Annotated in this window: 12 protein-coding genes; 9 read left to right on the top strand and 3 right to left on the bottom strand. The window is 54.6% G+C overall.

Annotated elements, in window-relative coordinates; genetic code table 11:
* Positions 1–4 precede the first annotated feature (4 nt).
* On the top strand, positions 5–370 hold the full coding sequence (locus H573_RS0108305) for an OPA3 family protein (RefSeq protein WP_027873858.1): 366 nt from the start codon (positions 5–7) through the stop codon (positions 368–370).
* 12 nt (positions 371–382) lie between these two features.
* On the opposite strand, the gene H573_RS0108300 is transcribed toward H573_RS0108305, so the two are convergent.
* Entirely contained in the window at positions 383–616 is a 234-nt protein-coding gene (locus tag H573_RS0108300) for a DUF2789 domain-containing protein (RefSeq protein ID WP_027873857.1), read from the bottom strand.
* A gap of 45 nt (positions 617–661) precedes the next feature.
* The gene (locus H573_RS0108295; RefSeq protein ID WP_027873856.1) at positions 662–1435 is read right to left on the bottom strand and encodes a glucose 1-dehydrogenase; all 774 of its coding nucleotides are present in this window, start codon (positions 1433–1435) and stop codon (positions 662–664) included.
* A 129-nt stretch (positions 1436–1564) separates the two neighbouring features.
* Between H573_RS0108295 and H573_RS0108290 the strand changes: the two genes are divergently transcribed.
* Positions 1565–1999, top strand: a complete 435-nt coding sequence (locus tag H573_RS0108290) for a hypothetical protein (protein WP_027873855.1) — start codon at positions 1565–1567, stop codon at positions 1997–1999.
* 62 nt (positions 2000–2061) lie between these two features.
* Here the strand turns inward: H573_RS0108290 and gltA are convergent, their stop codons facing one another.
* Positions 2062–3345 (bottom strand): citrate synthase, encoded by a 1284-nt coding sequence (gene gltA / locus H573_RS0108285; protein WP_027873854.1) that lies wholly within the window; start codon positions 3343–3345, stop codon positions 2062–2064.
* Between the two features lie 507 nt (positions 3346–3852).
* Between gltA and sdhC the strand changes: the two genes are divergently transcribed.
* The 7 genes from sdhC to lpdA all read left to right on the top strand — a co-directional run bounded on the left by sdhC (position 3853) and on the right by lpdA (position 12965).
* Positions 3853–4227: a succinate dehydrogenase, cytochrome b556 subunit gene (gene sdhC / locus H573_RS0108280; protein ID WP_027873853.1), complete on the top strand. Its 375-nt coding sequence runs from the start codon at positions 3853–3855 to the stop codon at positions 4225–4227.
* A complete protein-coding gene (gene sdhD / locus H573_RS0108275; RefSeq protein WP_036256246.1) occupies positions 4221–4592 on the top strand; it encodes a succinate dehydrogenase, hydrophobic membrane anchor protein in 372 nt (123 codons plus the stop codon). The genes sdhC and sdhD overlap by 7 nt, the downstream gene beginning before the upstream one ends.
* A 3-nt stretch (positions 4593–4595) precedes the next feature.
* Positions 4596–6368, top strand: a complete 1773-nt coding sequence (gene sdhA, locus H573_RS0108270; protein WP_027873851.1) for a succinate dehydrogenase flavoprotein subunit — start codon at positions 4596–4598, stop codon at positions 6366–6368.
* Positions 6369–6385: 17 nt separating this feature from the next.
* Entirely contained in the window at positions 6386–7102 is a 717-nt protein-coding gene (locus H573_RS0108265; RefSeq protein WP_027873850.1) for a succinate dehydrogenase iron-sulfur subunit, read from the top strand.
* A 289-nt stretch (positions 7103–7391) separates the two neighbouring features.
* The gene (locus tag H573_RS0108260; protein WP_027873849.1) at positions 7392–10226 is read left to right on the top strand and encodes a 2-oxoglutarate dehydrogenase E1 component; all 2835 of its coding nucleotides are present in this window, start codon (positions 7392–7394) and stop codon (positions 10224–10226) included.
* 55 nt (positions 10227–10281) lie between these two features.
* Entirely contained in the window at positions 10282–11475 is a 1194-nt protein-coding gene (odhB, locus tag H573_RS0108255; RefSeq protein ID WP_027873848.1) for a 2-oxoglutarate dehydrogenase complex dihydrolipoyllysine-residue succinyltransferase, read from the top strand.
* Positions 11476–11528: 53 nt separating this feature from the next.
* Positions 11529–12965 (top strand): dihydrolipoyl dehydrogenase, encoded by a 1437-nt coding sequence (gene lpdA, locus H573_RS0108250; RefSeq protein WP_027873847.1) that lies wholly within the window; start codon positions 11529–11531, stop codon positions 12963–12965.
* The last annotated feature ends 55 nt before the right edge of the window (positions 12966–13020 follow it).

Raw genomic sequence — 13020 nt, 5'->3', positions numbered from 1 at the left:
TAGTATGAAATCATCTTTAAACGCGATATTTGCCGTTGCGATTGTTGCGTTGATTGGCTTTGAATATTGGCAGTATCGCCATACTCAAGCTGAAACGCAGCGTTTGGAGCAGCAGCTAGAGGCCCTGCAGCAAAGCGTGGACGCCTTGAGCCAGCAGCTAAACAGCGCCAAGAAAGAGGACGCAGCCAGTTCTCTGGGTAATCTTCTCGAAGAAGCCAACAAAGCGTTGGTTGATGGTTGGTCAGTGATGGTCGATGCTGTTGAGCGCGAATTGCAACGCGCGCAACAGCAGATCGAAGAAAGTAAAAAGCCGAAAAAGGAAGCGCCGCCCGAGTCGCCGCAGAGCCGCTACGGCCCTGGGGCGCTCTAAGTTGCGAACGTATCAGTGGCGCAATTGCGCGTCTAACTCGTCTACGAGCTCAGCCCACTCGGCATCGTCGTCTAGGGCCTGTTTCAAAAAGGCGGCCTGGCTCGGCGACCAGAAGTGAGCCTGGTGCAGGGCCAGGTCTTTGGGGAGCGGCCGGTGGCGCCCAATGAATGTTTCAATGTCGCCGGGCGTTGCTGGCAGGCCGAGTTGCTGAAACAGTGCTGACATGCTGTGAAATTCTGCTTCCATATTACCCTCCGTTATTCATGGTGAGTCAGCTGCCAGCCTAAACGATTAGGAGGTCGGCAGTAAATCCAGTCTTAGCCCCGCATTCCACCCGCCGTCGACAATAAACTCTGAGCCCGTTGAGTAGCTGCTTTCGTCGGAGGCCAGAAACAGCGACATATTGGCCACTTCAGCGGGAAGGCCTACCCGCGGTAGAGGGTGATTGACGTAGAAGGCATTGTCCTCGTCGCTGGGCTGGGCACCTTCTCCAGCGCCATGCATGTCGGTGTAAATGCCCCCTGGGTGAACGGTGTTCACGCGAATATTGTAGGGGCCTAATTCAATGGCGGCCGACTTGCTTAGGCCGCGAACTGCCCACTTCGACGATACATAGGCGCTCAAGCCGTTTTTTGCTTGCAGGCCGTCAATAGAAGAGATATTGATAATCGAGCCGCCGCCGCTGCGCTTCATTGGCTCGATGGCAGCGCGTATGCCGAGGTAGGGGCCAAGCTGATTCACCTTGATGACGCGCATGTAGTCATCGCCGTCTGAATCGGCAATGGCGGCCGCGTGGAGTATCGCCGCATTATTTATCAATATATTGAGCGGTCCAAGCGCCTCGGCTTCGGCAATCAGTGTTTGCCAATCCTGTTCGCACGATACATCGGCATGCACGTAGCGAGCATTCTCGCCTAGCTGTTGGGCGAGTGCCTGCCCGGGCTCATCCAGTAGGTCGGCGATTACCACTTTGGCGCCTTCTTCTACAAAACGTTTGGCGGTGAGGGCGCCCATTCCGCGCGCAGCACCGGTGATAATTGCGACTTTTCCCGCGAGCCTTGCCATCGATTTCCCCTGTTATGTTATTAAATTCTCTGCGCATTTAATCGGTGACAAACTGCGCGGTCAATTGTCCAATAGGAGTAGGGCGCGGGTGGTATTCAATATTGGCGCGCCGCCGTTAAGGGAGGGTAGATGAAAAGTACAGTTGGCATCGTGCTGTTGCTGCTACTGGTGGCAGGTCTAATGTGGTTTTATTACCAACAACAAGCGTGCTGCGTTGCGCCCATTGAACCGCTGCCCATGACTGAGGGCAAATCCTCGCCGGGGATGACTGCTGATCCGTCATTTCAGGAAGAGGTAACAAAAACAGCAGACGGTGTGTCAACAGCGCCGCCACTGGATTTGCGTTTACCGGCTGACTACACAGAGGACGCGACACCATTTGAGCCTCAAACGAGCCGCTATGGCGTTGAGCGTTGGTTTGAAGAGGGCGATAAGCCGGAATCAAAATTAAAACTGAAAAGTAAAATCTACCTTAAAGAAGATGCAACGCTGGATAAAAGTTTCAACGCCTATGATGAAAAAGTCGATGGTGTGGAAATGGGCTTTGAGTACAAAACGCCGTAGGCACGCTGGCAAAGTCAGAAACGTTAAGCAAAAAAACCCTGCCGAGGCAGGGTTTTTTGTTTTTAGCGCTTGTCCAGTGGGACGAAGTCGCGTTTTTCCGGGCCAGTATACAACTGACGTGGGCGACCGATACGGTAGGCGCCGCTGATCATCTCGTTCCAGTGCGCGATCCAGCCTGGGGTACGACCCAGTGCAAAGATAACGGTGAACATGCTGGTTGGGATACCGATCGCTTTGAGGATGATGCCTGAATAGAAGTCTACGTTGGGGTAGAGCTTCTTCTCAACGAAGTATTCATCTTCAAGGGCGATTTGCTCAAGGCGCTTGGCAATCTTCAGTAGAGGATCATTTTCCAAACCAAGCTCGGCCAGTACTTCATCGGCTGCTTGCTTCATTACCTTGGCGCGTGGGTCAAAGTTTTTGTAAACACGGTGACCAAAGCCCATCAGGCGGAATGGGTCATTCTTGTCTTTCGCGCGGGCAACAAACTCGTCGATGCGTGAGGCATCGCCAATTTCTTCCAGCATATCCAGAACGGCTTCGTTCGCGCCACCGTGAGACGGACCCCACAGGGCAGCGATGCCAGCAGAAATACAGGCGAAGGGGTTGGCGCCAGTCGAGCCAGCCAAACGCACAGTAGAGGTAGAGGCATTCTGCTCGTGGTCAGCGTGCAGCAGGAAAATCTTGTCCATGGCCTTAGCCAGTACAGGATTAACATTGCTGGGCTCGCAGGGATTGCCGAACATCATGTGCAGGAAGTTTTCTGAGTAGCTCAGGTGGTTCTGCGGGTACATGAAGGGCTGGCCAATAGTGTACTTGTAGGTCATGGCAGCCAGTGTTGGCATTTTTGCAATCAGTCGAATTGCAGAAATTTCGCGATGGTGTTCGTCAGCAATGTCCAGAGAGTCGTGGTAGAACGCCGACAGGGCGCCAACAACGCCGCACATAATGGCCATGGGGTGAGCGTCGCGGCGGAAGCCTTTGAAGAACGTGCTCATCTGGTCGTTGACCATGGTGTGCATGCGCACTTTGTTGACGAAGGTTTCTTTTTCAGTTTGGTTGGGGAGCTTGCCGTAGAGCAGGAGGTAACAGGTTTCCAGGTAATCTGACTGTTCTGCCAGTTGTTCGATGGGGTAACCGCCGTGCAGCAGAACACCTGCATTACCATCGATATAGGTGATTTTTGATTCGCAGGCTGCGGTGGAAACAAAACCGGGGTCGTAGGTGAAGTATCCGTTACCCGTCAGGGGGCTAACTTCAATCACGTCCGGGCCAATGGTGCCGGAATGGACATTCAACTCCAGCGTTTTGCCATCGATACTCAGAGTGGCTTTCTTTTCGCTCATTTGACGGGCTCCTGTTACTTTCTTTTCATAGCTTGTGGCGGTGGTTTCTGCTGTCTGACAATCGGCGTGGTGATGCTGAGCGCAACAGGCAGAAAGGCTCCCTGCAAAATTAGGGAGTCACAAATATAGAGAGCTAAAACGTTTTGTCAACGCTGACCACATTTTACCTTGTGATTGCGGTCGTGGGAATGTTTGATGTTTTCTGCACTTTATGCTGCCCCCGTCGATGCGTGCGCGGTTTTGGTGCGCTGCAAATTTTATGGCGCCATAATGGCGCGAAATAGTCCCGCAAACCCTTGATATAGCGCTTTTTTGGAGGGCAATTTCGACTAAAGGCGTGTTTGTAATTGAGTATGTATAGCCCTATAATGCGCGGCGTTTCTTCTCGAGCCCCAGTGCTTGCACCTCTTAGGAAGAAGCCCGGGAAGGAGAGCCCGGCAAACTTGATAGATCCACTTCCGTTGAACCGCCCGTAGTAAAAGGGCCTGAAATAAAGTGTGGAATACCGTGAACGATAAACGACCTGTGAACCTGGATATCGGGACAATCGCACTGCCGATTACCGCATATACCTCAATCCTGCACCGCGTCAGTGGTGTTTTTCTAGTGGCCGGTATGGCCGTCTTATTCTGGTTGCTGGGCACTAGCCTCAGTGGTCCGGAAGGTTTCGCTCAAGCCAAAGAGTGTTTGTCATCGTTCTGGGGCAAGCTGATCGTCTGGGCAGTTTTGGTGGGCATTAGTTACCACGCTGCTGCGGGAGTGAAGCATTTGGTCATGGATGCCGGTATCGGTGAATCCATGGAAGGTGGCGAGAGAGGGTCCAAGCTGGTGCTGCTGACTACGGCGGTTCTGGTTGTACTGACGGGGTTATGGGTATGGTAGTTAAATCAGTAACAAGTTTTGGTCGCAGCGGTCTTTCAGACTGGCTGGTTCAGCGAGTGTCCGGTGTTGTTCTGCTGGCTTACTTCTTAGTCGTCGGTGGCTATTTGGTTTGCGAAGGCAGTACGATGGATTACGCCCAGTGGAGCGCATTTTTTGCCTCGACATTCATGCGTGTTTTTAGCACTGCAGCGGTGCTGTCGGTAATTGCTCACGCGTGGATAGGTTTGTGGGCGGTCTCTACTGACTACCTGACCGAGCGTATGATGGGTGGCAAGGGTCTTGTCTTGCGCCTGGCGTTTCAGGCTGCATCAGCAGTTGTTCTGTTCACCTACCTCGTTTGGGGCATCCAGATTCTGTGGAGTTAAGTAATGGCTAATGTTCGTACTATTACCTTTGACGGCGTTATCGTCGGCGGTGGTGGCGCAGGTATGCGCGCTGCACTGCAGTTGGCCCAGTCAGGCTATAAAACTGCGGTAATTTCTAAAGTATTCCCTACGCGCTCTCACACAGTATCAGCCCAGGGTGGTATCACTTGCGCGATCGCCAGTGCCGACCCTCAGGATCAGTGGCAGTGGCACATGTACGATACCGTTAAAGGGTCCGACTACATCGGTGACCAAGACGCTATCGAATACATGACCAGCGTTGGCCCAGAAGCGGTTTTCGAGCTGGATCACATGGGTTTGCCGTTCTCGCGTACAGAAGAAGGTCGTATTTATCAGCGTCCCTTCGGCGGCCAATCGAAAAACTTCGGTGAAGGCGGCCAGGCGGCGCGGACGTGCGCGGCCGCTGACCGTACCGGTCACGCCCTGCTGCACACTCTTTATCAGGGCAACCTGAAGAACAACACCGTGTTCTTTAATGAGTGGTTCGCCACTGACATAGTAAAGAACCAGGACGGCGCGGTTGTCGGTGTAATGGCGATCTGCATCGAAACCGGTGAAGTTGTCTACGTGAAGGCGAAAGCAACCGTATTCGCGACCGGTGGTGCAGGGCGTATCTACGCATCTACTACCAACGCTCACATCAATACGGGCGACGGCGTGGGCATGGCTCTGCGTGCTGGCTTCCCTGTACAAGATATTGAAATGTGGCAGTTCCACCCCACCGGCATTGCTGGCGCAGGGGTTCTGGTGACAGAAGGCTGCCGTGGTGAAGGTGGCTATCTGATCAATAAAGATGGCGAGCGCTTTATGGAGCGTTATGCGCCGAATGCCAAAGACTTGGCAGGTCGCGACGTTGTTGCTCGTTCAATGACACTGGAAATTCTCGAAGGCCGTGGCTGTGGCCCCAATGGCGACCACGTGTTCCTCAAGCTCGACCACCTTGGTGAGGAAGTGCTGGAAAGCCGCCTGCCAGGTATCTGTGAGCTGAGCCGCACCTTCGCCCACGCTGACCCAGTCAAAGAGCCCGTGCCCGTGGTACCAACCTGTCACTACATGATGGGCGGTATTCCAACTAATATTCACGGCCAGGCACTCACGGTTGACGCCAGCGGCAACGACCAAGTGATTCCCGGCTTGTACGCCTGTGGTGAAGTCGCCTGTGTATCGGTACACGGCGCTAACCGTTTGGGCGGTAACTCGCTGCTTGACCTGGTGGTATTTGGTCGCGCTTCTGGTCTGTTCATTGAGAAAGCGCTGCGCGAAGGCATCGATATGCGCGATGCCTCAGAGAGCGATCTCGAGCAGGCGAATGAGCGTCTGAACCGCGTTAACAACAGCAAAGGCGGCGAGAAAGTTGCCGACCTGCGCACCGAGCTGCAAAACGTCATGCAAAACCACTTTGGCGTATTCCGCCGCGGTGACTTCATGCAAGAGGGCGTGAAGAAATTGGCAGATCTTCGCGGTCGCATTGAAAATGCGCATCTGGAAGACAAGAGCAACGCGTATAACACAGCGCGTATCGAAGCGCTTGAACTGCAAAACCTCTTTGAGGTGGCCGAAGCAACGGCTATCGCCGCTGAGGAGCGCAAGGAAAGCCGCGGTGCTCATGCTCGCGAAGATTTCCAAGACCGCGACGATGAGAATTGGCTGTGTCATTCCATGTACTTCCCTGGCGAGAAGCGTGTTGGTAAGCGTGCGGTTAACTTCGCGCCGAAAACCCGCGAAGCTTTCGCGCCTAAAGTACGCACCTACTGATCAGGGGAGAAGAGAAAATGTTGAAAGTCAGTCTCTATCGCTACAATCCTGAAGTCGATCAGGAGCCGTACATGCAGGATGTCGAACTCGACACCGGCGGCAAAGACCTGATGGTACTCGACGTATTGGAACTGCTGAAAGCGAAGGATCCTTCGCTGACTTACCGTCGCTCTTGCCGCGAAGGTGTCTGCGGTTCCGACGGTATGAACATCAACGGTAAAAACGGTTTGGCGTGTATTACGCCAATTTCGGAAGCCCTGAAAAACGGCAAGGGTGGTAACACCTTGGTGCTGCGCCCGCTGCCCGGCTTGCCCGTTATCCGTGACTTGATCATTGATATGAGCTTGTTCTACAAGCAATATGAGAAGATCAAGCCTTACCTGATTAACAACACGCCAGCGCCCGCGATCGAGCGTCTGCAATCACCTGAAGAGCGCGCCAAGCTCGACGGCCTGTACGAGTGTATTCTCTGTGCATGTTGTTCAACGGCTTGCCCATCTTTCTGGTGGAACCCGGACCGCTTTATCGGCCCCAGCGGCCTGTTGCAGGCCTACCGCTTCCTTGCGGATAGCCGCGACACGGCAACTGAGCAGCGTTTGAGCGAACTGGACGATCCTTTTAGTGTCTTCCGTTGCCACGGCATTCAAAACTGTGTCAATGTTTGCCCTAAAGGCTTGAACCCAACCCGGGCTATCGGCCATATTCGCAACATGTTGCTGAATCGGGCGAGCTAATCGCTGAGGGGCTCGAGAGAGCCCCAGTTATTAGACCCTGCGAAGATAGGGCTAAAATCTGCGCGTATTGTGTCCTTTGGTGTCACAACGTGACACCGGAACAAAATACAACTCGGTGCTTACCGGCACTAGCGAGATAAAAAACGTATTGAGAGGCATTGGCTAAGGCCTGTGGTTTAAGCCGGCCTCGCGGCGTACACTGAGCGCTGCGGGCGTAAGACGATGCAAAACGCCTTATCGGGCGATGGAGCATCCGGCAGCCACGCCTCTCGTTATTAGGTGGACAGGAATGCAGAAAGCGTCAATGGAGCTTCTTTGGAAGAGCTCCCACATATCTGGTGGAAATGCGGGTTACGTCGAAGACCTGTACGAAACCTACCTCACTGATCCCAATGCTGTTCCCGAGGAATGGCGAAACTATTTTCAACAGCTCCCCCGCGTCAGCGAATCCGCTATCCGCGATATCCCTCATTCTCCGATCCGAGATCACTTCGCTCAGTTAGCCAAACAGCCGGTTCGCGCCGCTGCCTCGGCCAGTAGCGAGGTCAGTGAGCATGAGCGCAAGCAGGTACGCGTGATCCAGCTTGTCAGCGCTTATCGTCAAAGGGGCCACCAGGAAGCGCAGCTCGATCCGCTGAACTTGTGGCAACGCCCGGGCGTACCCGATTTAGAGCTGCAATATCACCAGTTAAGCGAAGCTGACTTCGATACCGTGTTCCAGACGGGTAGTCTGTACATTGGTAAAGACCAAGCGACCCTTCGCGAAATCTACGACTCGCTGCGTGAAACCTATTGTCGGTCAGTCGGCGCCGAGTTCATGCACATTGTGGATACCCGCGAACGTGCATGGATTCAGCAGCGTATGGAGAGTGTACGTTCAAAGCCGGAATACGGTTTTGAGGCGCGCAGTCACCTACTGGAGCGCTTGACCGCTGCAGAAGGGCTGGAGAAATCGCTGGGTTCAAAATACCCGGGTACCAAGCGCTTTGGTCTGGAAGGCGGCGAAAGCCTGATTCCAATGATCGACGCCATGATCCAACGCGGCGGTGAATACGGCGCCAAAGAAATTGTCATTGGTATGGCCCACCGCGGCCGACTCAATGTGCTGGTTAATATTCTGGGCAAGAACCCCGCGGAACTTTTCGACGAGTTTGAGGGCAAGGTTCAATACCAGGGCTCGGCCGACGTTAAATACCACCAGGGTTTTTCTTCCAACGTGATGACCTCGGGCGGGGAAGTGCATTTGGCACTGGCCTTCAACCCGTCTCACTTGGAAATTGTATCGCCAGTGGTCGAGGGCTCTGTGCGCGCGCGTCAGGATCGTCGTTTTGATCCCGTCGGTGAAAAGGTCGTGCCGATTGTGCTCCACGGCGATGCGGCCTTCGCTGGTCAGGGTGTGGTCATGGAGACATTCCAGATGTCCCAGACCCGCGCTTACAAAACCGGTGGCACGATCCACGTCGTCATCAACAACCAAGTGGGTTTCACCACCAGCTTGCAGGAAGACGCGCGCTCCACGGAATACTGTACTGACGTTGCGAAAATGGTACAGGCGCCGATTTTCCACGTTAACGGTGACGACCCCGAAGCGGTGTTGTTCGTGTCGCAGTTGGCCGCGGACTTCCGCCAGGAATTCAAGAAAGACGTGGTGGTCGATTTGATCTGCTACCGCCGTCGCGGTCACAACGAAGCGGACGAGCCGTCAGGCACCCAGCCGCTGATGTACAAGCAAATCAGCAAGCAAAAGAGCACGCGGGAGCTCTACGTCAACAAGCTGCTTGACGAAGGCACTATCGACAAAGCGCTCGCCGACAAAATGGCCTCTGAATACCGGCAGGCTCTGGACGACGGTCAGCACGTTGCCAAGAGCTTGGTGAAGGAGCCGAATACCGAGCTGTTTGTCGATTGGACGCCTTATCTTGGACATGCGTGGGACGTCTCGGGTGACACCCGCATTGACGCCAAAGAGCTCAAAGAAGTGGCGGAAGCGGTTAACGCCGTGCCCGAGGCCTTTAGTGTGCAGCGCCAAGTGGCGAAGATCTATGAAGATCGCCGCAAAATGGCCGTTGGCGCCATGCCAATCAACTGGGGCTTTGCCGAAACGTTGGCCTACGGCTCCTTGCTCAAAACCGGCCACCAGGTTCGGCTGACTGGGCAAGATGTTGGGCGAGGTACTTTCTCGCACCGCCACGCGGTATTGCACAACCAAACAGACGCCAGCCGTTATGTGCCACTGCAACACGTGGCCGACGATCAGCCGGCGTTTGATATTTACGACTCGCTGCTGTCCGAAGAGGCGGTACTGGCATTCGAGTACGGTTACGCGACCACTCAGCCCAACGCCTTGGTGATCTGGGAAGCGCAGTTTGGTGATTTCGCCAACGGCGCGCAGGTGGTAATCGACCAGTTCATCAGCAGTGGTGAGTTGAAATGGGGTCGTTTATGCGGCCTCACCATGTTGTTACCCCATGGCTATGAAGGCCAGGGGCCTGAGCATTCATCTGCTCGCTTAGAACGCTTCCTGCAATTGTGTGCCGAGCACAACATTCAAGTGTGTGTGCCCTCTACGCCAGCGCAGGTGTTCCATATGTTACGCCGCCAGGTTATCCGTCCGCTGCGCCGCCCACTGGTGGTTATGTCACCGAAGAGCCTGCTGCGCCACAAGGAAGCGGTCTCAACTCTGGAAGAGTTGACGGATGGCCAGTTCCAGAATGTGATTGATGAAACCGACGATATCGATAAGTCAAAAGTGACGCGCATGGTGTTGTGTAGCGGCAAGGTCTATTACGACCTGCGCGACGCTCGCCGTGAGCATGGCAAAGACTCTATCGCTATTGTTCGTTTAGAGCAGCTGTATCCCTTCCCCTACGACGACCTGCGTGAAGTTATTGCGCAGTATCCAAACCTGAAGAAAGTGGTTTGGTGTCAGGAAGAGCCGCGCAACCAAGGGGCGTGGTACAACAGTCGCCACCGTATGGCGAGGGTAATTCGCAGCTTTAAACCCGAGAAGAATTTGCTGTTGGGCTACGTCGGTCGCGAACCGTCAGCGTCGCCTGCTGCGGGCTACATGGCCCTGCACATTGAGCAGCAAGAGAAATTCATCAGTCAGGCTTTGAAACTCTAGGCCGGACCAGCGCATAACCATAGACGCGTGCAGCGAACTAACGACAGGATGAAAAATGAGTACTGAAATCAAAGCGCCAACGTTTCCAGAATCCGTTGCTGATGGCTCTATCGCAACATGGCATAAACAAGTCGGCGAGGCGGTAAGCCGCGACGAGCCGCTGGTAGACATCGAAACCGACAAAGTCGTGCTCGAGGTTGTTGCACCAGCCGATGGTGTGTTGAAGGAAATTATCAAAAATGAAGGCGACACGGTATTGAGCGACGAAGTCGTGGCCGTGTTTGAAGAGGGCGCCGCAGGGGAAGCCCCCAAAGCGGAAAGCGCGCCCGAAGCAGCGCAAGCGCCAGCTGCCAGCGAAGACCTGAAGATCAGCCCGGCGGCGCGCAAAGCCTTGGAAGAAAAGGGCATTGACGCCAGCGCCGTAAAAGGCACCGGCAAAGGTGGCCTGATCACGAAAGAAGATGTGATGAATTATCAGGCGCCAGCTGCTAAACCGGCCGCTGCAGCACCTGCGCCAGCAGCCGAGGTGGATGTGCCTGCCGGTGAGCGCGTTGAAAAACGTGTGGCGATGACCCGCCTGCGTAAGCGCATTGCCGAGCGACTGCTTGAAGCGAGTCAGACGACCGCGATGCTCACGACCTTCAACGAGGTCAACATGAAGCCGGTGATGGAACTGCGCAAACAGTACAAAGACCTGTTTGAAAAGAGCCACAATGGTACGCGTTTGGGCTTCATGGGCTTCTTCGTTAAGGCGGCTTGCGAAGCACTGAAACGCTTCCCAGCGGTAAATGCGTCAATCGACGGTGACGATATCGTTTACCACGGTTATCAAGACGTTGGTGTGGCGGTGTCAACCGATAAAGGTCTGGTCGTGCCGGTATTGCGTGATGCCGACCACATGAGTCTGGCCAAGATCGAAGACAAAGTACGCGACTTCGGCTTGCGCGCTCGCGACGGCAAGCTGGGCATCGAAGATATGACCGGTGGAACCTTCACCATTACCAACGGTGGTGTGTTTGGTTCGCTGTTGTCGACGCCTATTCTGAACCCGCCGCAAACTGCCATTTTGGGTATGCACAAAATCCAGGAGCGCCCCATGGCTGTGAATGGTCAGGTTGAAGTGCTTCCCATGATGTACTTGGCGCTGTCTTACGATCACCGCTTGATCGACGGCAAAGACGCCGTACAGTTCCTGGTCACCATTAAGGACCTTATCGAAGATCCTGCGCGCATTCTGCTTGAGGTATAAGACCGCTGCGGGCGTCAATGGAATCCATGGTTTAGGTATTACAGGAAACAGATATGTCTAAGTACGATGTTGTCGTAATCGGGTCAGGACCGGCGGGATACGTAGCCGCTATTCGCGCTGCGCAGCTGGGTTTAAAAACTGCCTGCGTTGAGAAAAACCGCAACAAGGCGGGCAAGGTCGCTCTGGGTGGCACTTGCCTGAACGTTGGCTGTATCCCTTCTAAAGCGCTGCTGGATAGCAGCTACAAATATCACGAAGCGAAAGACGCCTTTGATGTGCACGGTATTTCTACCGGCAAGGTGAGCATCGATGTGCCTGAGATGATCAAGCGCAAAGACGCCATCGTCGATCAGCTAACTGGTGGTGTCGGTGGCCTGTTTAAGGCCAACGGCGTAACCGCAATCGAAGGTTACGGCAAAGTGCTGGCCGGTAAGAAGGTTGAAGTCACCGCGGAAGATGGTTCGACGTCAACGCTGGAAGCGGAAAATATTATTATCGCGGCCGGTTCAGTGCCGGTTGAAATTCCACCGGCGCCCATCGACCAAGAGGTGATTGTCGACTCCACGGGCGCACTGGAATTCCAATCTGTGCCCAAACGCCTTGGCGTGATCGGCGCGGGTGTTATCGGCCTGGAGTTGGGCAGTGTATGGGCACGCTTGGGCAGCGAGGTTGTGGTTTTGGAAGCTCTGGATAGCTTCTTACCAGCCATGGACCAGCAAATTGCCAAAGAAGCTGCCAAAGTCTTCAAAAAGCAGGGCCTGGATATTCGTCTGGGTGCACGGGTTACCGACACCGAGATCAGCCGCAAAAAAGTTAAAGTGTCTTACACACTGAACGATGAAGAGAAGGATGAAACCTTCGACAAGTTGATCGTGTGCGTGGGTCGCCGTCCGCTGAGCAATGGCCTGTTGGCTGCCGACAGCGGTGTGAACCTCGACGAGCGCGGCTTTATCTTCGTCAACGACCACTGCGAAACCGATGCGCCTGGCATCTACGCGGTGGGCGACATTGTGCGCGGGCCGATGCTGGCTCACAAAGGCTCGGAAGAGGGCGTGATGGTCGCCGAGCGCATCGCTGGCCACAAAGTCAGCATGAACTACGACTGCATTCCGTCCATCATTTACACGCACCCAGAAATTGCGATGGTCGGTGCCACGGAAGAGCAGCTGAAAGCGGACGGTGTCCCCTATAAATCAGGCAGTTTCCCCTTCGTTGCCAGCGGCCGCGCCCTGGCAGCCAACGACACCACAGGGATGGTGAAGATTCTCGCCCACGAAGAGACGGACCGCATTTTGGGCTGTCACATCATCGGCCCGAGCGCCGCCGACCTTGTTCAACAAATCGTTATTGCGATGGAATTCGGTTCCTCAGCCGAAGATATCGCCCTGACAGTGTTTGGCCACCCGACCTTGTCGGAAGCGGTTCACGAGGCGGCATTGGCCGTCGATGGCCGCGCCATACACATGCCGAATCGCAAGAAGCGCAAATAGATTTGCGGTAGTTCGCAAAATTCGGGAAAATACTGACCCGAATTTTGCGGCGTGC

Source organism: Neomelitea salexigens DSM 19753, assembly GCF_000422345.1.
GTDB classification, from domain to species: domain Bacteria; phylum Pseudomonadota; class Gammaproteobacteria; order Pseudomonadales; family Spongiibacteraceae; genus Spongiibacter; species Spongiibacter marinus_A.
Note: the sequence above shows the minus strand (reverse complement) of the source record. Positions and strands in the feature narration are given on the sequence as shown.

Bases quoted from the DNA above. Each gene is read 5' to 3' on its own strand.
- H573_RS0108305 (WP_027873858.1), top strand. From the start codon at position 5: ATGAAATCATCTTTAAACGCGATATTTGCCGTTGCGATTGTTGCGTTG.
- H573_RS0108300 (WP_027873857.1), bottom strand. From the start codon at position 616: ATGGAAGCAGAATTTCACAGCATGTCAGCACTGTTTCAGCAACTCGGC.
- H573_RS0108295 (WP_027873856.1), bottom strand. From the start codon at position 1,435: ATGGCAAGGCTCGCGGGAAAAGTCGCAATTATCACCGGTGCTGCGCGC.
- H573_RS0108290 (WP_027873855.1), top strand. From the start codon at position 1,565: ATGAAAAGTACAGTTGGCATCGTGCTGTTGCTGCTACTGGTGGCAGGT.
- gltA (WP_027873854.1), bottom strand. From the start codon at position 3,345: ATGAGCGAAAAGAAAGCCACTCTGAGTATCGATGGCAAAACGCTGGAG.
- sdhD (WP_036256246.1), top strand. From the start codon at position 4,221: ATGGTAGTTAAATCAGTAACAAGTTTTGGTCGCAGCGGTCTTTCAGAC.
- sdhA (WP_027873851.1), top strand. From the start codon at position 4,596: ATGGCTAATGTTCGTACTATTACCTTTGACGGCGTTATCGTCGGCGGT.
- H573_RS0108265 (WP_027873850.1), top strand. From the start codon at position 6,386: ATGTTGAAAGTCAGTCTCTATCGCTACAATCCTGAAGTCGATCAGGAG.
- H573_RS0108260 (WP_027873849.1), top strand. From the start codon at position 7,392: ATGCAGAAAGCGTCAATGGAGCTTCTTTGGAAGAGCTCCCACATATCT.
- odhB (WP_027873848.1), top strand. From the start codon at position 10,282: ATGAGTACTGAAATCAAAGCGCCAACGTTTCCAGAATCCGTTGCTGAT.
- lpdA (WP_027873847.1), top strand. From the start codon at position 11,529: ATGTCTAAGTACGATGTTGTCGTAATCGGGTCAGGACCGGCGGGATAC.